Source organism: Acinetobacter sp. LipI_19 (genome assembly GCF_058242925.1).
The window spans coordinates 307,175-326,895 of record NZ_JBZAYK010000001.1; the positions used below are offsets into that span (position 1 = coordinate 307,175).

A 19,721-nucleotide genomic window follows, 5' to 3' on the forward strand; every position below is an offset into this window, starting at 1 on the left:
GCGCTTTTTTTACGCCTAAAGGAAAAGCCATGGCTGAACAACGCAGCACACTCATTATTGAAATTAGCTCAGAACAAGCAGCACGTAATGCACGTGCATTAGATCGAGAGCTACAAAGTATTGAACGCACTGGTAATTACGCAACTACTTCAATAAACTCTATGTCAGTGGCAGCACGTCAATTGGCAGGGTATTTGGCAGGAGTTGTGACTGTTGGTACTGCGATCGCTAAGATGGATACTTATACTGGTTTAAATAACAAACTTAAATTAGTTACTAAAAGTCAATCTGAACTAAATACTGCAATGAACGATACCTTCAAAATCGCTCAAAATAATGCACAAGCTTGGGATTCAGTTGCACAGATCTATCAACGTTTTTCTGACAATGCAAAGCGTTTAAATATTACTCAAGCCAAAACTGCAGAATTAACTGATACCGTTGCTAAAGCAATCGCAATTAGTGGTGGTTCAGCTGCTTCGGCAGAAGCTGCATTAGTTCAATTTTCACAAGCTTTGGCTTCCAATGTTCTACGCGGTGAAGAGCTTAACTCTGTTATGGAGCAAGCGCCCGGACTCGCAAAGGCAATTGCTCAAGGTATGGGAATCACAGTAGGTCAATTACGTTCAGTTGCTGCAGAAGGAAAGATTACAGGTGATGTACTTGTTGACGCTTTAACAAAAGCACGTGGCTCAGTAAATGAACTATTTGGCAAAACAGATTTCACTATTGCTCAATCATTCACCCAACTATCCAATGAAGTCACTAAGTTTGTGGGTGAGGCTGGTAAAGGGAGTGGTGCGGCAAATGCAATTTCAGGATCTCTAACTTTACTCGCAGAAAACCTTAACAATGTAACCAACATTGCTATGATCGGTGGTGCTTATTGGGTTGGCACTTATATTCCTGCACTTTATAAAAGTGTAGTTGCAGGATATGGAAAAGCTACCCAATTAGTTGAACAAACAGCTATTCAATGGGCAGCGATTGAAGCTGAAAAAGTAGCCGCAGCACAAGAATTGGCAGGCGCGGAGGCTAAATTAGTTAATCTTCAAGCTACACGCGCGCAACTTATCGAAGAGTTGAAACTAGAATTAGCTCGTAAGAAAAAACAAATTTCAGATCAGGGTGCAATTAATTCTGAATTGAGAATGGGGTTATTGCGTCAACAGCAAGCAGCCATCAACGTAGAATTAACAGCTACTGAAAATGCTTTAGCGGCAGCTAGAACAAGATCAGCTGTAGCAAATAATGCAACAATGGGAGCTGGTCGTGGTTTGCTCGGATTACTTGGTGGAGCTGGGGGATTAGTAGGTATTGTTGCGGCCGTTGGCGCATCAATGCTTTTAATGAGAGACAATACAGACTCAGCTACAAACTCTCTTGATATTCAAAAGCAATCGGTTAGAGAGATTGCAGCTGAATATAGTAAATTATCAGCAGCTAAACTTATCTCAGAAATGGATGAAATTGATAAAAGAATCAAAAAATCACAATCTGATGTTTCAAAAGCTAGAGATAGCTTATTGGGAATGGTAACAGGTAATTCTGAGTCAATAAGTAATGAAGAAATTAAACGTCAAAACCTAATGCTTGATCAACTTAAAAAGATCAAAGAAGACGGTTTAAGTACAGCTGCTGCACTTCAGAATCTGAGTAAATCAAAATTATTTACGGATGGGGAGATTAAAAGTGCGCAGCGTTATTTTGCTCAATTAGATGAGGGTATAAGTTCAGCACGTGAATTCGGTTATCAGAAAGAATTAGCCAACAGCTATATGGCTAAAGCTTCAGGTCTTTATGAGGAAAATGCAGACAAAATTTCAAAGCTCACAAACGAGTCTGAGCGTTTAAATGAGTCATATTCAAACTCTAAAGAGTCAATTGTTAAATCCGCTGAATCCTTTCTTCAAATCAGTGAAAATTCTGGTGCCTCAGCAAAACAATTAATTATTGCTAAAAATGCTCTAGATAGTTATAACAAAGGAACAATTTCAGCAACGCAATTATCGCGGATATTTTTGGAAAATCTTCCAATTCCTCAAAAAACAATTGATTCATTTATTGCTCAATCAAAGCAAGCTGATGGCTACAAGAATTCAGTAGCTGGTGTGAACGTTGAGCTTAAGAAGCAAATTGATTTTAGAAATACTTATTTAAGTCAGCATCAAGGTGTTTTAGCTGCTGAAAAAGAGGTAACAGAAGAGAAACGGAAGCAATTGGCCAATGAACAGAGACTAAGTGAACTCCGAAAATCTGCCAACAAATCAATGCTTGACGATAATTATTGGATTAATACTTATAATCGAGAATTGAAAAATATTGGTGGTGATAAACAGAAAGCTTCAACTTTTGCTGATTTTGCACTTAATTGGCGAAAAGAGAACAAAATCGAAAGAGATGTTCAGTTAACCACCGAGCAAGCTAAAATTTTAAATGATCTATGGGTCTTAGATCAGAAGCGTAAAACACTATCGGATGAAGCAAGTAAATCCGAAAAAGAACGTACTGAGGAGCTTGAGAAGCAGCTTAAAGTCTTACAGATTAACGAAAAAGTTAAGGCTAATGCTGCTAAATACAACTTCGGTGGATTAGAAAGTAAGTATGGATTGCCAAGTGGAATGCTTTCAGCAATCAATATGATTGAATCTCGTGGCAATGCAAACGCCTATAACAAATCATCTGGTGCTGCTGGTGGTTTCCAGATGTTATCTGGTACAGCAACGCAATATGGTGTTAAAGACCGTTATAACTTAGCGCAGTCAGCAGAAGGCGCAGCAAAGTATCTTCAATATCTTTTGAAACTATTCAATGGGAATATTGAGAAGGCAGTTCGTGCCTATCATGCAGGTGAGGGAAATGTCCAAAAGGGTAAAAACCTTGGAAAATATAATAATCAATACATCAAAGATTATTATGGTTATATGGGGGGCATTAGTGGCTTTACAGGTGAATCAAAGGACTATGAATCTCTCTTAAATGATCAGGTAAAACTTCTTGAAAAGTCGCAAGAAGAAGCCGAAAAAATCCGTAAAGATTTTATGTCAAAAGGTCTCCAAGAGGAGCAAGAATATAGAGATCAACTCAAGAAGATTCGTGAAAATTCGGCTTTATCTGGTGATGAAAAGAAAACCTATGAAGCTCAGTTAACTACTCGATTTGAGGCGCAAAAGAGACTTAATAATCTTCAACAAGATTATGAGCTAAATGGCTACAAATATACCGAGGATCAAAAGCTAATTTATCAGCGTGATTCAGCTAAGGAGCAATTAGATGCTGAGGGTAAATATAGTGATGAGGTTAAGGCTCTCCATAAAAAGTCAATTGATGATCTTTATGATTATGAAATAAAGAAAACCAAGCTAGTCAGAGAAAGCGCACTTTTTGAGCATAAAAGAGTATTAATGCTTGAGGCTGATGCAATTAAACAAAAGTACCAACTCGAAAGAAGGGAAATTGAGTTAAATGCTAAAGCCAAAGGTTATGATGCTGAGTATTTAAAGGCTTATAACGCTAGCTACATTCGGGGTGGTGTTGGGATTGATGATAATCATACATCAAGAACCAAAAATCAATTCTTGCCAAATACGCCTTATACAGACAAGGATTCGGACCTTGAGAAGCTCAAAGCTTATAGTGGGCTACTCCTTCAAAGCCAAGGAATAATGCAGACAGCAGTTAATATGGCTAAGAATGGTAGAGGTGAGGACTCCAAAACATTTAAAATGCTAGGAGGTGGGCTTGAGGCTATAACCGGAATACAACAGCTTACTAGCGCTAGGTCTGGGCAAAAAACCGAATTAAGCAAACTTAACGAGGAGAGAGACAACACATTAAAGCAACTACAAGAAAGACTTGATGCTGTAAAGAATGCTGAGGATACATCCCATCAAGAAAGGCTTGATGCTGAGAAAGTATTCCAATCAGCAAAAGAGCAACTTCAAAAGGAGTATTCTGTAAAGTCGGTTGAAGCAGTTAAAGCCGATAACCAGAATCAGCTTGCTTTTTATGGTCAAATGCTTTCACAGACATCGGTTGTTTGGTCTGATATGACTCAGTTGATTAAGGATGCTAAGGGTGAAAATTCCAAGACATTTAGGGCAATGTTTTTAGCGCAACAATCAATGGCAATTGCTCAGCAGATTATCAATACAGAGTTAGCAGCCGGGGCAACTACTGCTCAAACTGGTATTTTTGGAATGCCCGCAGCTGCGGTGATCCGTGGAGTTGGTTATGCTTCGGTTGGATTGATTGCCGCTCAAACCATCGCAGGATTCTCAAATGGTGGTTACACAGGGGCTGGTGGTAAGTATGATCCAGCAGGTATTGTTCACAAGGGTGAAGTGGTATTCTCTCAAGAAGATATCGCTAGATGGGGCGGGGTTGGTAATGTTGAAAAGCTACGCAAAAATGGCGGTTATTCAGATGGTGGGGTTGTTGGTAATTCCTATAATCAGGGGAGACAATATGATGCAATTAGTCAAGCCAGAGCAAATGTAGCATTGCAGCCAAATATCACCATCAATAATTATTCCAATGAAACAGTTGAAACATCAACTGCACCAAACGGTGATTTATTGGTGCAAATTGGAAAAATGATGGATAAAAAAATTGATGATGGGGTGGATAAAGGGATACAAAGGAATTTAAAGCAAGGCTACCCATTGGCTAGAGCAATCAAGAATAAAGGTTAAGCTACTTAGGTAGCTTTTTATTCTTTCAAGTGCTATTTTTCTGTAAAACGAACTATGGGATTTATATGAAAAAATTACTACCGATTGGCGCTTTGTGCTTTGGCTTTACTCTGAGTGGCTGTGCTATGAATAACGATTTATTAAGTGGTCAATTCAGCTCAATAACCCCTAAGCCCACGGACTTATCAGGATACTGGTCAGGTAGTGGGGGACCTTGGCTGGTGACTATTAAATTTAATGATGATGGTACGGGTCTTATGTGTCAAAGCTACAATGGTAAGGACATACTAGACAAGATAAAGGTTGTAGATAATGTTGTTTATAATCAAAACAATCTTAAATTAAAGATTATATCCAAATCAGGCGAGAAGTTAGCACTGAAAGCCGATTATTATATGGGTGCAACCTTTGCTTTTACTCCTGATCCATTGTTAAAAAATGCATCGCCATATTGTGAAAGGTCCTTGAAATAAAAGAAAGCTTAAAAGCCACTCCTGTGGCTTTTTTCTTTTTTTATGGCATCTAATGGCGAGTTTATGTTGAAAGCTGCTGCTGTATCTAAACTTGGTTTGGCTGCTTTAAATTACATGAATCAGACTGGAGAGATTCCAGATCATAGCAAATATATGTCTATGAAGTCCCCATCTACTAAGTCAGATTTAAGTATCCAAAAATTTAAAGATGGAGGGTTGGTTGGGGTCACTCGAATAAGTAATGAGGATGCTGATAGAAGGCAGTTTGATTCTATTCGACAAGGGAATTCAGTATCATCTCAACCCAAAGTCACCATTATTAATCAAACATCTCAACCAGTCGAAGCACAATCTGAATGGGATGGTAATGAGTTAAAAGTGATTTTGACTGAAATGCAAAAGCAAAATGAAGCACAAACTAAATCTTTAATATCTCAATCTTGGCGAGATGCCGAGCGTCAAGGTGGACCATTGGATAGGATTAAAAGAAGTAAGTAGGGTGAAAAAGAGCTACTTAGGTAGCTCTATTCAAAATGTAACCAATTTGTTAGATTAAGTGGACTTTATAACAAATTGAGTAATTTATGAAATATTTAGTTTTAGTAACCCTGGTTGGCTTTGGTGCAGTTTTGGGTGGGTGTGATAAAAATAACAATACTAAGCCAAATAATGAAGTTGTCACTCAAGCGGAGACAACCCCTACGCGACAAACGGGAAAATGGCGTGTGGTTGTTAATAAGGACGAAATGCGAAACACAGAGTCAAAGTGGCTAGCGTTAAGTTCAGATAATAATGCTGATCTTGGTTTCCCTTACGACGGTGAAAATCGCTTAAATATCGATATTCTTGACTCAAAAACAGATGAACCTCGCATCTTCCTTACTATTGATAAAGGTCAGTATGACTGCGAAAGCTATGGATGTTTCACTGCAGTTAAATTTGGGAATTCACCAATTCAATATCTCACATTTAATAAATATGAAACTTCAGGTGGCACAGATACTATTTTAATTTTTACAGAAAACTCTAATGCTTTTTTAGAGAATGTGCGTAAGTTTAACTCAATTATTATTGAATTGCCGTTCTATAGAGAAGGTAAGCGTCAATTTAAGTTTGATACATCAAAGTTTAATGAGGCAGAGAAAGAGATTTAATTATGTCTAAATTATACAAAACTATTCTCACTGTATTTGCAATAATTCTGATCATCTTTACGATTAATTATTTTTCACTCCAGAGACATATGAATGCTGTGTTATCTAATGATTCTCGGAATAAGGGTGTGAAAGTTTTGGTTCATTACAAGTGGCTTATCAATCCAACTGAGATTAAATATGATCTAAGGGATATATCTGGTGAAAATAGTGCTCTAGATGTAAATCGAGTGATGTTGCAATTTTCAGAAAAAATAAAAAATAAAGAGTTTAAAAAAGTTTATCTTAGCTATAAGGGTAAAGATAAATTTTTCCTAAAAGGTGATTATTTTCAAAATATTGGTAAAGAATATGAATATCAAAACCCTATTTATACGCTTAGAACAATGCCTGAAAATGTTTATTTACTAAATGGCGAACATGCATATGGAACATGGGAAGGCGGCTGGCTTGGTGTTATGAATAAACAGATGGAAGATTTGAATACATTTGCAAAAGATTGGTACTTGGATGATGCTATTAAAGATATGAGTAATTAGTATGAAAATGATATTTTTCACGTTAACTATTTCTGTTCTATTTTTAACAGCATGTACAAAAAAAGAAGAGCACAAAGATATAGTTAGCAATTCAGATTTTTGCAAGGTCATTGATGATCTTTCTAAATCAATTATGGTGAATAGACAAACAGGCATGGCTATGGTTGATAGTATGTCGATAGCTAATAATATTGAAGATGAACAAATGAAAGGTTTGGTTCAAGCAATTGTAAACGATGCATATGCTGAACCACGCTATAGTGTTGAAGAGAATCAAGAGAAAGCGGTTACCGATTTTAGAAATAAAATGTACCATGCTTGTATTAATAGAACAAATGCTAATTAAAGTCTAAGTAAAAGCACCCTAAGGTGCTTTTTTTAATACATCTGTATTGTTAATAATCATATCTAGCTTTTCTTCGATTGATTGGATTTTAGTCAAATAGTCTTTGTCAGCTTGAGTAATTGTAGGCAGTTCCTCATTAGCTAAAGACTGCTCCAGCCGAGCAACAATGTCAGCATTCATTGAACGGTTATGTTTTTTAGCTGATTGAGCTATTTTTTCACGAAGCTCTTCAGACCAACGTAGTTTGTATTGAGGGTCTCTTTGATTCTCGCTCATGCCTATCCACTCAAAAATAAAATAATGGTAATGCACCCAAGAGGTGTTGACAATGCTCTCCAAGAGGTTCATTATTTAAATGAACCCAAGAGGTTTAATCTTGATAAAGGAGTTACCATGAGCGTGAGCCAAACCAATTTGCAATACAAGCTTAGATTTTTAGATGATGTGGATCATCAAAAGCTAAAAGAAATTGCGAAAAAAAAGCACTTGCCAATGAATTGGTTAATCAATCAGGCAATTAAAAACTTTTTAAAAGAGAGTGCGAAAGCATGAAATCAATAGGCACAAAAAAACCTTGCCTTCCGCCAAGAATAAACAAGGTTCAGTTGCCATCACAGAAGGATGTAAACACATGTCTAATTTAACACAAAATTTAGTAAATCCAAACGCTCAACCTTTGGTTATTGGTGATTTCTCAATCCGCCAAGATGAGGAGGGTCGCTACTCACTTGCTGACTTACACAAGGCTAGTGGCAATCTAGCTAAGCACAAGCCATCTAACTTTTTACGAGTTGAGCAAACTCAAGAGTTAATCAAGGAAATTGAGCAAGTCTCAGATGTGAGACTTGGTGAAACAGACCACTCCTCAGATATGAGAAGTGCTGTAAAAGTGATCCATGGTGGTAATAATCGCGGTACGTATGCAGTCAAGGAAATGGTTTATGCCTATGCAATGTGGATTTCTGCAAAATTCCATTTGATGGTGATTCGCGCTTATGACGCAATGGTTATGCAAACCAAAGTCAATTCACGCCAAGTAATTACGCCTGAGCAAAAAGACACACTGCACAAAATCGTTGACCACAAGGTAAATGGCAATCAAGGTTTACGCGCGCAGGTTTGGACGCGACACAACCGACACTTCAAAATTAATTCTTACCATGAGTTGCTGGCTATTCATTTTGAGGATGCAGTTAAATATCTGCTAGATATGGAAGTTAAGCAGAGAGTTGAGAAAGAAGAGGTTAAAGCCCTACCTTATCCACAAGAAGTTATTCATGTGGCTCAACAAATCAGTCAAGAATTTAACAGCTCTAGATATGACTCATGGCATGTAAGTGCTCGTGATGGAGTTTTGACCGCAATGCCTTTACCACATGGTTTTTACCCAACTATGGATATTGGGGAATTTACGAAACGATTTGATAGTGTGCTTGATATTTTATATGGTACTGATACGTTAAGTGTTGGTCGTCATTTTTTAAGAGAGCGACGTGTGAAGTAACAAAGTCTATTAGGCATATATTTTATTAAGTCTATTTGTGCGGATTTATTCCCATGAAAATAGGTTGATTAATAGTTAATAAAACAAAGGCTTGACCATGAATAGAAATATTGAAGATCGAAATTCAAAAGAAAATATTGAAAAAATATATCTTGAGCTAAAGACTGAACAGTTTATAGCTGATCTTGAGAAAGAGTTTGAGGAAGATCTAATCAAAGAAGATTTGATTGTTGAATATCTTGATATTTTTGGGCAAGCAGCTGTCTATCTTAATTTTGAAGATAATTTTGCCATTAAGGATAATACTGGGAAATGGAAAAAATCCACAGCTAATGAATGTATTGATCTAGCAGGTGGAAACCTCGATGGTATGCAAATTCTAGTTAGTTAGATATTCTCAAGTAAATAGACAACCTCCCTCGGGAGGTTTCTTTTTAACCCAATAATTAGTATCTTGTTAAAAATAATATACATATAAAAAGGATTTGCTTTATGTACACAGGCTATTGGATTAATAGTGATTATATATATGGCGCTGAGCTTTCAGGGCGATTTTGGATTGCAAATGGTTATATTTATGGGCCTAAAAACAGTGGTAGATATTGGATAGCAGATGGGTATATCTATGGACCAAAAGATGGTGGGAAATTTTGGATTGTTGATGGTTACATATATGGACCTAGAAAAAGTGTTCCATGGATCGAATAAGCAAAAAAAGCTTAATAAATTACAATAACAGAATTTTAATTTCCTTAACCATAAGCCCACTCAACCGAGTGGGTTTTTTATTGGACGCAATTTATGAGCAATGAAAAATTCATATGGGAAAATAGTGTTGAGGGAAATTCAGCGACTCAAGACTTCAACATACTTTCATCCAAATTTGGTGATGGGTATGAGCAACATGTCTCTATCGGAATTAATAATCGAAAAGGGCAATGGGCTTATAGTCGAACTGCTTACTCATCTGAGATCAAACAAATTAAAGATTTCTTAGATAAACATAAAGGGGCTGACTCATTTCTTTGGAAGGCTCCTTTAGATGGGGAGGTTCGAGTTAAATCTGATGTGAATTACAAATTAACCAATATTGGTGGAGATGTTTGGCAAATCTCCACAACCTTCACCCAAGTTTTTTACCCTTAAATCCAATCAACTTCACGCCCCACTAGCTGGGGCTTTTTAGTGAGAAAAATATGACAATCCAAACTGGAAATTTAGGCACAGCACCAAGTGGTGCAGGTGGTGATACCTTTCGATCATTTGCCACTAAAATGAATGAAAACTTCACAAATCCAGAACATGCTGCAAGTAAACTAGTGGGTACATCTGGTGCGAAAGTACCCTTAATGAGCAATACCAATACTTGGGTTCCTCAGATAATCAGTGGTGATTACCCTGCTTTAAGATATGAAGTGAAAAGTATCCAGCAAGGTGTTGTTGGCCGTTGGAATACTCTAGAGTGTTCAGATGGTGGAGGTACTTCATCTATCTATTTTGCAAGAAGGAGTAGCCCCGATGAAAATGCAAATCAAGTCATTGTCTATTTTCCAACTGCATCAGGCACAATCGCTTTAACTACTTCTGATGAAAATATTAAAGATAAAGAAAACTTAGTTGATGAGACTGAATGCCTTGAGCGGCTAAGCAAATTGGAGCTGTGGAACTATAAATATAAATTTGAAGCCTCACAATCGGATGTGATTGCAGCAGAACCTAAACGCGGATTCATGGCTCAGCAAGCCTATTCAGTAGACCCGCGATATGCCATTCGCCCCGTTACAGAGCATGAGTTATGGGGAATTGATGATCGTGCAATTATTGCTGACTTAGTTGGTGCTATTCGCGCACTAAAAGCCGAAATTGATCAATTGAAAGGTGTAGATAATGACTCTGAATAGTGATTTTCAAAAGCTCTATGTTGATGGGTTAATTACATTATTTGAATTAGACGCCAGCGCTTTAGGAGCTGGCATTTTGCGATTTCATGGGCATATCGCTTTTCAAGATTGGGAAAAGATATATTCATCTATTGGTTCAGAAGGTCTGATTGGGTCTGATACTGGTTTGATCGGTAAAGTTTTTGATGTTGGTACAGATAAAGTTTGGCAGCGCAATATCATTTGGCAAGGCAAGACTTTTTCAGCTATGGCAATTCAAGCTGATGGCATGGAAATGAATTCCACAGGTCGTGCTTCTAGCCCAACATTATCAATGGCCAATAATATTGATGGATTACAAAATGCGGTATCGGCTTATTGTTTACAGTTCAATGATTTTGCAGGTGCAAAACTTACCGTAATTTCCACATTGGCTAAATATCTTGATGCTGAAAATTTCAGCCAAGGTAATCCAACTGCATCGAATGAAGCTGAAAATCAACTTTGGTTTATTGAACAAAAAACCTCTGAAAACATGGAGCAAGTGACTTTTGAATTGTCGAATCCAATCGACTTTGAAGGTCAGCGTATTCCGATACGGCAAATCAGTAGCCAATGCCATTGGTGCATGATGGGTGATTATCGTGGTGAGGAATGTGGTTATACAGGCGCAGCCATGTTTACTGAAAAAAACGAACCAACGGACAATCCAGCACTGGATAAATGTGGTGGGCGTTTAAGTTCCTGCAAGATCCGAAAAAATGAAGGCAGTTTTGGCGGTCAACCTGCCGCCAACATGATTGGGTGATTTATGAAGCTATCAGCAAAACTTAAAAAAGAGATCCATTTGCATGCCGCTGAAATGTACCCAATCGAATGTTGCGGTGTGATTGTGCATAAGGAATATATTCGTTGCCAGAATATCTCTAATTTTCAGGACCAGTTTGAAATTGATCCTGTAGATCTTGCACACGCTGAAGATATAGGTGAAATCCAAGCCTATGTGCATTCACATCCGAATGCTTCAGCAAGGGCTTCTGAGCTGGATTTAATTCAAATTGAATTGCATAAAAAACCTTGGGTCATATGTGCTTATCCTGATATTGAATTTCAGGTCTATGAGCCTTGTGGCTATCAAGCGCCTTTGATCGGACGTAATTATCAGCATGGTTGGCAAGATTGTTATTCACTGGTTCGTGATTTCTATCAGCGTGAATATGGCATCGCATTGCCTGATTTTGAGCGCCTAGATCGTTGGTGGGAATCTGCTGAAAATGCTTCTTTGTATTTGGATAACTTCAGTAAAGCAGGTTTTAGCGAAGTTACAGACTTGCAATATGGTGATGTATTGCTGTGTCGAGTAGGTCGCACTGAACATGTGAATCATGCAGTGATTTGGCTTGGCGATCATGCTTCATTGAAATCAGAGCAAACAGAGCCTTGTGTGGGATCTTCGCTGATTTTGCATCACCCATACAATCGAAAGTCTGTACGTGAAGTGTTTGGCCAACAATGGCAAGAACGGGTTGCCATCACTGTGAGGCATCGAAATGTTAAAAACAATTAAATTATACGGTGTACTTGGTCAAAAATTTGGTCATCAATTTAAACTTGACGTTGCGAGCCCACGTGAAGCGATTCGTGCTTTATCCGCTCAGATTGATGGATTTGAAAATTACATGTTGAGTGCGCATGAACGTGGTTTGGCTTTTGCTATTTTTACTGATTCAAAATCCAAACAACGTGGCAAGAAAAAAGCAGCATGTTTTGATGCATCAACAGGACGAATTATTTCTGGCCACAATATTGGTGTGTCTGAAATAGATATGCTCACAGATACAACAGAAATCAAGATTGTGCCACGTGTGATGGGTGCAGGTGGTGATAACGGAGTTTTGCAGCTGGTTCTTGGTGTTGTATTGATTGTTGCTGGCTTCTGGACTGGTGGGGCAACATCAAATATGGGAGTTGCTTTGATTGGTGCAGGTGCGGGCATGGTGATGGGTGGTATCGCACAAATGCTTGTACCTAAAGTTGATCCGAATGCCAATCAAAATCAGGATGGAAACCGTGCAAACTATGGTTTTGGCGGTGCAGTAACTACCATTGCCCAGGGTAATCCAGTGCCTGTACTTCGCGGTAAACGAGAGATCGGTGGATTCATTGTGTCAGCAGGACAATATCCTGAAGACATGATGTAAATAAAGTTGAGTCTTGGCGCATTAAGCGCCTTTTTTTATGCTTGAGGAATTTATGAATACACCAATTAAGGGCGCAAAAGCTGGGGCACAACAGCCACGTCAGCCAGTGATTGATCTTGACTCAGCACAATCTAAAACTTTTATAAAAATTCTTTATGGTTTGTCTGAGGGTCCAATTAAAGGTTTGGCCAACGGGTACAAATCAATTTTTTTAGATGACACACCTTTACAAGACGCAAATGGAAATTGGAATTTTGAAAATGTCAGTGTAGATACTCGTGAGGGTACAAATGATCAAACCTATATTGAGGGATTTCCAGACATTTCATCTGAAACAGCGATTGGGGTTGAGTTAAAGTCTGAAACGCCATGGGTCAAAGCATTTAATAATACAGAACTTGATGCGGTTCGTTTGCGCTTACGTTGGGGGCCATTACGTCAACAAAATGAGAGTAATGGTGATTTGAATGGATATACCATCCGTTATGCAGTTGATGTACAGACTGATGGTGGTACGTGGTCTGAAGTCTTAAATACTCAAATTTCCGATAAAACCTCAGCAAACTATGAACGTTCACATCGTATAGATTTACCGAAAGCCGACTCAGGCTGGCAAGTGCGTATTCGACGTTTAACACCAAACACAAGTTCAGAATTTATCAGCGATAAAATGTATGTGCAGGCAGTCACTGAAGTGATTGATGCAAAGCTACGTTATCCTAATACCGCTTTGCTTGGGCTTCGTTATGATGCTCAAACATTTTCAAATGTCGCAAAAATGGCAGTTGAATGCGAAGGGGTGGAGATTCGTGTACCAAGCAACTATAACCCTGAAACGCGGATCTACACTGGACTGTGGGATGGCAGCTTTAAACGAGCATATAGCAATAATCCAGCATGGCATTTTTATGATGCTTGTATTGCTAAGCGCTATGCTTTGGGTAATCGCATCAATTCATCCATGATTGATAAATGGTCAATTTATCGTTTAGGACAATACTGTGATCAACTTGTACCAGATGGTAAAGGGGGGCAAGAACCGCGGTTTACTTTAAATGTTTATGAGCAATCTCAGGATGATGCCTGGTCTGTATTGTCCAAAATGGCGGGGGCTTTCAGAGCTTATATTTACTGGGATGGTCAAGCGATTGTCTGTGATGCCGATATTCCACAAGACACGCTATACACTTTCACCAGTGCCAACGTCATTGATGGGCGGTTTGAATATTCAGGCACACGTGCACGTGATCGACATACAATTGCGAAAGTGGCTTATGACAATCCAGAAAATCGTTATAAAACTGAATATGAAATTGTGCGTGATGAGGCAGCCATTGCAAAGTATGGCATTCGCACCTTAGATATTTCTGCCTATGGTTGTACTTCCGTGGGTCAGGCACAACGTGCTGGAAATTGGGCATTAAAAACCGAACAATTTGAAACTCGAACTGTGACTTTTAAAGTCGGCCTAGATGGTTTTATTCCGCGGCCAGGCAAAGTGATTGAAATTGCCGATCCAATCTTTGCAGGTCGTGCCAATGGTGGGCGTATTTCTTCAGTAAGTGCGGATTTAAAAAGCATTACTGTGGATCGTGATGATGTTGTATGTCGCGCTGGTGATCGCTTAGTGGTAAATGGTGAAGATGGCAAGGCGCAGGCGCGAATTGTTCAGTCAAAAAATGGCAGAGTAATTACCGTTGTGGCTGCATTCGATTCTGTAGCAGCGCAGAACGTGTGGATTGTTGATGCTCAAGACTTGGCAACAATGAAGTTTAGAGTGGTATCAATCAGCCGTGATGATACACATCAATTTACAATAACTGGTTTGCAATACAATCCAGCAAAGTTTGATGCGATTGACCAAGGCACATTTATTGATGATCGTCCAATTACAATCATTAATCCAAATATTCAGTCACCTGTAGAATCTGTATCAGTTTCTACAGATGACATGGTGCAACAAGGATTAACGATTGCCACGATGTTAATCTCTTGGCCACAGGCAGCAAGTGCAGTTAAGTATTTGGTCGAATGGCGCAAAGATGATGGCTCTTGGATGAAGATGCCGATAACGGGTAACAACTCAGTTGAAGTTCAAGGGATTTATTCAGGAAATTATCAAGCAAAAGTCACAGCGATTAATGCATTTGAAGTGGCTTCTTTGCCTACTTATTCAATTTTGACTGAATTGAAAGGTAAACAAGGTACACCGCCTGCCTTGGCTTTTATTAATGCAACGGGAATTTTATTTGGTATCAAACTTGAATGGGGCTTTCCTGTGGTTGGTGCACTGGATACGGCTTATACAGAGATTCAAGTTTCACCCGATGGTGTAAGTAATATTGCTCAATTGGGATTATTTGCTTATCCGACTAGTACGCATACATTGCAAGGGTTACAACCAAACCTAAAACAATATTATCGTGCCCGTTTGATTGATCGAATTGGAAATATTGGTCCTTGGTCAAGTTGGGTCAGTGGTGTGACTTCAGCAGATGCTTCAGATGTACTTGAACTATTGAATGAGCAAATCACTGAAAGCCAATTGCATAAAGACTTACAGACTAAGATTGACCATATTGAAACCATTGATGTTGAAATAGGACCGATCAAGCAAGATATTCAGAACACGAAAGATCAGATTTCAGAGGAAATTCGTGATCGTCAACAGGCAATTCAACAGGCTGAAGATGGTTTGACGCAGAAAATCAATGATAGTGAAAAAGGTGTATTAGAAGTCATTGATACTGTGAAAAAATCATCAGATGATGGATTTGTTGCGGTTCAGTCCGATATTAAAGTGGTTGTAGATGATCTAAAACTAACGGCTGAAAAAACAGATGGGGTCTATGCACAATTAAATCCACCGCTGATCGGTTCTGAATCTGATTTAATTGGGGCAAATACAGGATTTGCGGGCACATGGTCAGTGCAATCAGCAATGATTGAAGGTGATTTAGCACTCAGTAAACGTATCGATACCACTGTTGCACAAGTGAATGGCGTTCAAGCCTTTGCGCAGCAAGAAGTGATTGCACGTGTCGAGGGCCAAAAAGCCACTGTTGAAAAAATTGATACATACATTGCAGATAATGATACCGCTGTAGCATCAGTACGTGATTCTGCAAAAGTTGCAGTTGATACCTCTAAAGCCAATGGTGAGTTGATTCAAGCCTTAGAATTAGAGTTAGATGACAAAGCATCAACAGGGCAATTGACGCAAGTCAAATCTGATATTGAAGCTGATTACAACGGCAAGATTACAGCACAAACGGCAAAGATCGACGGTGTTTATGCTCAAATCAATCCGCCATTAATCGGCTCTGAATCTGATCTGATTGGTAATTCTGGCAGTTATGCAGGTGTTTGGTCAGAACAATCAGCACGAATAGAGGGAGATTTAGCTCAATCGATTCGTACTGACCAAGTTCTTGCAACGATTAGCGGAAATGATGCTTTATATCAGCAACAGATTAAAGCGACAGCAGATGCGGTATCAGCCAATGTTAAATTGACTGAAACGCTTCAGACAAAAGTTGGAGACAATGCGGCTTCGATTCAAGAAGTTACTGAATCAACCAATGGTTTGTATGCGCAAAAATTTACTAAAATTGATGTGAATGGCAAAGTTATTGGGTGGGGAGGCGCCAATGATGGTGTAGAGGGGCAGTATATCTTTGATGTTGACTCATTGGCTATTGGACGCGGTGATAGTGTCGGGTACTACCCATTTATATTTCGAACCACATCCTTTACCGATCCAGTCACAGGTACGGTATTTCCTGTTGCCGCATACTTGAAATCAGTGTTTATGGATTACCAATCTGTTAAGACTTCACATATAGAAGATTTGGCTGTCAAAACAGCAAAGATTGAAGATTTAGCCGTGACAGCAGGAAAAATCAAAGATTTAGCAGTTGGTACTTTAAAGATACAAGATGAAGCAGTCACTGTTCCAACATCAATCAAGTCAACAAGTGAAATTGTCGTTTCGGGAGCTTATAGTCCGCAATATAGCGATTATGATTCTCAACTTGCAGAGTGGGAGGCTAAATTCGGGAATTTATTAACTGCTACAATCAATCGATCAGGAGGAAAATGCCGAATTGATGCTTCTTGTATTGCTTTTAGGAGTGAATACTTGACTGCTTATGCAGTTGATGGTCGCTCTCTTTCATATTTTGAAAGGTTAAACCTTAGGGCAGTTGTTTCAATCTACAGAAATGGAACTTTAGTCGCCCGGCAGGAAACACCTCCGACTGATGTAATGAGTTCTGGTGGATTTTATTTCACTGGAACTTTTGCGGTGAATGCGGGTATAGAAGACATTTTTAGTGGGCCAGCTACGTACGTTCTCAAATTAGGTTTTGCAAATCGCAATACTCGCGCGATACGTATTACTTTAAACAGCACTACAGGTATTTTTAGCATTCAAAGTCCACAAATGATTCTGACGGAAATGAAGAAATGACAGCTATTATTTCAAAAAGAGGTGAGCTGCTACAGTTGATTTATGCAAATAAAGAAACCATTGCACTAAATAAACCGCTTGGTTGTTTGGCTGTTTCAGATCCTCCATCCTCAAATATGTATTACCGTGGGTGGTGGGCACATATACCCAAACAACCATCAACTCATCACGTATTCGATTATGATTTGAAACAGTGGATTGATCCTCGGTCATTAGATCAAGCTAAAGACCAGAAATGGTCGGAGATCAAAATTCAAAGAGAAACCGCCGAATATGGCGGTTTTTCTTTTTTAAACTTTACTTTTGATTCAGATGTTTCTTCACAGGCCCGAATAATTGTGGCAAGTGATTTAGGTGTCTCAGTAGACTGGACATTGAAAGACAATTCAATTGTTTCGCTAGATGCAGAGCAATTGAGAGGTTTGAGAATTGCGCTAGCTCAGCATGTTTCAAACTGTCATTCAAGAAGCCGAATAGCTCGGCAACTTATTTATGACTCAGAAAGTATTGAGCAAATAGAATCAATTCAGTTTTAGCACCTTCGGGTGCTTTTTTATTGCCAAAATAGGGGGTTACATGTCTGATACACAGGCAACAATTGACGCGTCAGTAGCTATCGCTGCAAGCAAAACCGCAGCATATGGTGGTAGTACTGCTGGTGCTATTACTGCATGGCTTGGGAGTATTGATTTAGCATTTTGGATCAGTATTTTGATTGCAATAGCTGGCTTAATTATGAACTGGTATTTCGCTCGAAAGAAAGATAAGCGTGATGAATTAGAGCACAAGGCCTATATCGCATCACTTCAAATCAAGGGGAAGATTGATGTCAAACAAGACTAAAATCATAGTAACAACATTAAGCGCATCAGCGCTTTTTTTTACGTCTTTAATTGGCTATGAGGGGTACAAATCAAAGCCATATTTAGATAGCGCTAAAGTGGCAACAATCGGTATCGGGTCCACATCATACGAAAATGGTACTAAAGTCAAAATGACTGATAAGCCAATTTCTAAAGAACGTGCTGTTCAAATTGCAAAGGCTCATATCGCCAAAGATGAAGTTGCTTTCCGTAAGTCGTTGCATGGCGTGAAACTTACTCAGACTGAATATGATGTTTACCTAGACTTTGTTTACAACTATGGTCAAGCAAACTGGAATGGCTCATCAATGCTCAGAAATCTAAAAGCAGGGCAATACAAACAGGCATGTTCATCTTTACTGAAATACAAATATGTTGCCAAGCGTGATTGTAGTATCCGATCTAATGGTTGCTATGGTGTTTGGACTCGTCAGCAGGATCGTTATAGCAAGTGTATGGGGGCACAATGATGCAAGCATTCTTAGCTAAATTTTATGAAACCGTCATTATCGCAATGGCGGTTTTTTTATTGTTGGCCATAACAGTTATAGGCATTCAATCATGGCGAGTAAATCATTTTAAAAGTGAATACACGTTATTGAATGCAAAATACAAAACAGAAGTTGCTGAAGCCAAAGCACTGGCGGAACAAGCAAAAGCCTCAGCGGTACTTAAAGAGAAACAATGGTCTGAACAACAGTTAAAAGCGGAGCAAAATTACAATGCCAAAATTAAGCAAATTAAGTCTGATGCTGATCTTGCTCAGTCCAGCGCTGACAGCTTGTCAAAGCAGCTCAAGATTGCAAACAGTCGCTTGCCCAGCTCTACCAAAGAAACCATCATTGAGTACACAAATACCAACAGTGACATACTCGAAAACTGCATTACTGAATATCGAACAGTGGCAGAAAAAGCTGATGGACACGCAGCTGATGCGGAAAGATTGAGGGATGCATGGCCCTCTGAGTGAGGGCTTTATTCTTAGGAATAATTTTGGAATAAAAAACTATTAAAAAGTCAAAACTATAATAATTTAACTAGACACACTCACTTAAACTTTCTCGGAATTTCTGTATAAAATCTTTAACTGTAATGACAATTTAGCTAAAACAACAATAAAAATTGCGTATCATGTATTTAAAATCGAGTTTTGTGGAAAGTATAGAAAATTAGGAATTAATGTTAATATAAAAACTAGATTCTGAGTTCAATTCGGAAATCGGAAACCTAACTCAGAATAAGTTATAAACTGTCACAAAAAATCATTAACTATCAAAGTAGTGTGTTACACAGAAGTTACACAATGCATATCCTAGACAATAAATATTTAATATATATAATGAGTTAAGGTTTTAATTAAACTCCCGCCATCTCCACCAAATTCTTGTTATAAAAAAGCCACTTATTAAGTGCGCGTATTTAGTTTTGCCATCTCTTTCCTGTTTTTATCACCATGAATCCATTTTGCATATCGTTTGATTCGCATTTGTAAGCTGTTGTGCAAGGTATTGCAAATGGTTTGCAGTCAGTAGCAGAGTTTGTTATTTTTAATTTTATGCATGACATTTTAACATGAAAAGTTGATCAAAATAATTT

Annotated in this window: 21 protein-coding genes and 1 pseudogene; 21 read left to right on the plus strand and 1 reads right to left on the minus strand. The window is 38.5% G+C overall.

What is annotated here, in order from left to right:
* Positions 1 to 29: 29 nt before the first annotated feature.
* From AC4CVF_RS01570 to AC4CVF_RS01595, 6 genes are all read left to right on the plus strand, one after another.
* Positions 30 to 4,694: a tape measure protein gene (locus tag AC4CVF_RS01570; protein WP_490788790.1), complete on the plus strand. Its 4,665-nt coding sequence runs from the start codon at positions 30 to 32 to the stop codon at positions 4,692 to 4,694.
* Between the two features lie 65 nt (positions 4,695 to 4,759).
* Positions 4,760 to 5,167, plus strand: a complete 408-nt coding sequence (locus tag AC4CVF_RS01575; RefSeq protein WP_490788791.1) for a J517_1871 family lipoprotein — start codon at positions 4,760 to 4,762, stop codon at positions 5,165 to 5,167.
* A gap of 63 nt (positions 5,168 to 5,230) precedes the next feature.
* Positions 5,231 to 5,665 (plus strand): hypothetical protein, encoded by a 435-nt coding sequence (locus AC4CVF_RS01580; protein ID WP_490788792.1) that lies wholly within the window; start codon positions 5,231 to 5,233, stop codon positions 5,663 to 5,665.
* Between the two features lie 86 nt (positions 5,666 to 5,751).
* Positions 5,752 to 6,321 (plus strand): hypothetical protein, encoded by a 570-nt coding sequence (locus AC4CVF_RS01585; RefSeq protein ID WP_490788793.1) that lies wholly within the window; start codon positions 5,752 to 5,754, stop codon positions 6,319 to 6,321.
* Between the two features lie 2 nt (positions 6,322 to 6,323).
* Positions 6,324 to 6,860 carry a hypothetical protein gene (locus AC4CVF_RS01590; protein WP_490788794.1) on the plus strand — a complete coding sequence of 179 codons (537 nt, stop codon included), beginning with the start codon at positions 6,324 to 6,326 and terminating at the stop codon, positions 6,858 to 6,860.
* Between the two features lies 1 nt (position 6,861).
* Positions 6,862 to 7,206, plus strand: coding sequence for a hypothetical protein (locus tag AC4CVF_RS01595; RefSeq protein WP_419306139.1), 345 nt, complete (start codon positions 6,862 to 6,864; stop codon positions 7,204 to 7,206).
* A gap of 18 nt (positions 7,207 to 7,224) precedes the next feature.
* On the opposite strand, the gene AC4CVF_RS01600 is transcribed toward AC4CVF_RS01595, so the two are convergent.
* Complete coding sequence (locus AC4CVF_RS01600; protein WP_490788795.1) at positions 7,225 to 7,482, minus strand: Arc family DNA-binding protein; 258 nt, start codon at positions 7,480 to 7,482, stop codon at positions 7,225 to 7,227.
* Here AC4CVF_RS01600 and AC4CVF_RS01605 point away from each other — a divergent pair.
* The 15 genes and pseudogenes from AC4CVF_RS01605 to AC4CVF_RS01675 all read left to right on the plus strand — a co-directional run bounded on the left by AC4CVF_RS01605 (position 7,468) and on the right by AC4CVF_RS01675 (position 19,095).
* Positions 7,468 to 7,758: a hypothetical protein gene (locus tag AC4CVF_RS01605; RefSeq protein WP_490788796.1), complete on the plus strand. Its 291-nt coding sequence runs from the start codon at positions 7,468 to 7,470 to the stop codon at positions 7,756 to 7,758. The two genes, AC4CVF_RS01600 and AC4CVF_RS01605, sit on opposite strands and share 15 nt — an antisense overlap.
* A 79-nt stretch (positions 7,759 to 7,837) precedes the next feature.
* Positions 7,838 to 8,710, plus strand: coding sequence for a KilA-N domain-containing protein (locus tag AC4CVF_RS01610; protein ID WP_490788797.1), 873 nt, complete (start codon positions 7,838 to 7,840; stop codon positions 8,708 to 8,710).
* Positions 8,711 to 8,807: 97 nt separating this feature from the next.
* Entirely contained in the window at positions 8,808 to 9,101 is a 294-nt protein-coding gene (locus AC4CVF_RS01615; protein ID WP_287839106.1) for a hypothetical protein, read from the plus strand.
* 101 nt (positions 9,102 to 9,202) lie between these two features.
* On the plus strand, positions 9,203 to 9,418 hold the full coding sequence (locus AC4CVF_RS01620; RefSeq protein WP_419339330.1) for a hypothetical protein: 216 nt from the start codon (positions 9,203 to 9,205) through the stop codon (positions 9,416 to 9,418).
* A 93-nt stretch (positions 9,419 to 9,511) separates the two neighbouring features.
* Positions 9,512 to 9,856 carry a phage tail protein gene (locus tag AC4CVF_RS01625; protein WP_419315654.1) on the plus strand — a complete coding sequence of 115 codons (345 nt, stop codon included), beginning with the start codon at positions 9,512 to 9,514 and terminating at the stop codon, positions 9,854 to 9,856.
* 50 nt (positions 9,857 to 9,906) lie between these two features.
* Positions 9,907 to 10,053 (plus strand): annotated as a pseudogene (locus AC4CVF_RS01630) (phage tail fiber protein); the annotation flags it as partial.
* Between the two features lie 6 nt (positions 10,054 to 10,059).
* Entirely contained in the window at positions 10,060 to 10,611 is a 552-nt protein-coding gene (locus AC4CVF_RS01635) for a tail fiber domain-containing protein (protein WP_490789903.1), read from the plus strand.
* Positions 10,598 to 11,398, plus strand: a complete 801-nt coding sequence (locus AC4CVF_RS01640) for a phage minor tail protein L (protein ID WP_490788798.1) — start codon at positions 10,598 to 10,600, stop codon at positions 11,396 to 11,398. Before AC4CVF_RS01635 ends, AC4CVF_RS01640 begins: the two co-directional genes overlap by 14 nt.
* Before the next feature lie 3 nt (positions 11,399 to 11,401).
* Entirely contained in the window at positions 11,402 to 12,157 is a 756-nt protein-coding gene (locus tag AC4CVF_RS01645; protein WP_490788799.1) for a C40 family peptidase, read from the plus strand.
* Positions 12,141 to 12,791, plus strand: coding sequence for a tail assembly protein (locus tag AC4CVF_RS01650; protein ID WP_490788800.1), 651 nt, complete (start codon positions 12,141 to 12,143; stop codon positions 12,789 to 12,791). Before AC4CVF_RS01645 ends, AC4CVF_RS01650 begins: the two co-directional genes overlap by 17 nt.
* A gap of 52 nt (positions 12,792 to 12,843) precedes the next feature.
* Entirely contained in the window at positions 12,844 to 17,262 is a 4,419-nt protein-coding gene (locus tag AC4CVF_RS01655) for a TipJ family phage tail tip protein (protein WP_490788801.1), read from the plus strand.
* Positions 17,259 to 17,798: a DUF4376 domain-containing protein gene (locus tag AC4CVF_RS01660; RefSeq protein WP_490788802.1), complete on the plus strand. Its 540-nt coding sequence runs from the start codon at positions 17,259 to 17,261 to the stop codon at positions 17,796 to 17,798. The genes AC4CVF_RS01655 and AC4CVF_RS01660 overlap by 4 nt, the downstream gene beginning before the upstream one ends.
* 40 nt (positions 17,799 to 17,838) lie before the next feature.
* Positions 17,839 to 18,105 carry a holin gene (locus tag AC4CVF_RS01665; protein ID WP_239046246.1) on the plus strand — a complete coding sequence of 89 codons (267 nt, stop codon included), beginning with the start codon at positions 17,839 to 17,841 and terminating at the stop codon, positions 18,103 to 18,105.
* Positions 18,089 to 18,595 (plus strand): lysozyme, encoded by a 507-nt coding sequence (locus tag AC4CVF_RS01670; protein ID WP_239046245.1) that lies wholly within the window; start codon positions 18,089 to 18,091, stop codon positions 18,593 to 18,595. The genes AC4CVF_RS01665 and AC4CVF_RS01670 overlap by 17 nt, the downstream gene beginning before the upstream one ends.
* On the plus strand, positions 18,592 to 19,095 hold the full coding sequence (locus tag AC4CVF_RS01675; protein ID WP_490788803.1) for a hypothetical protein: 504 nt from the start codon (positions 18,592 to 18,594) through the stop codon (positions 19,093 to 19,095). Before AC4CVF_RS01670 ends, AC4CVF_RS01675 begins: the two co-directional genes overlap by 4 nt.
* Positions 19,096 to 19,721: the final 626 nt, after the last annotated feature.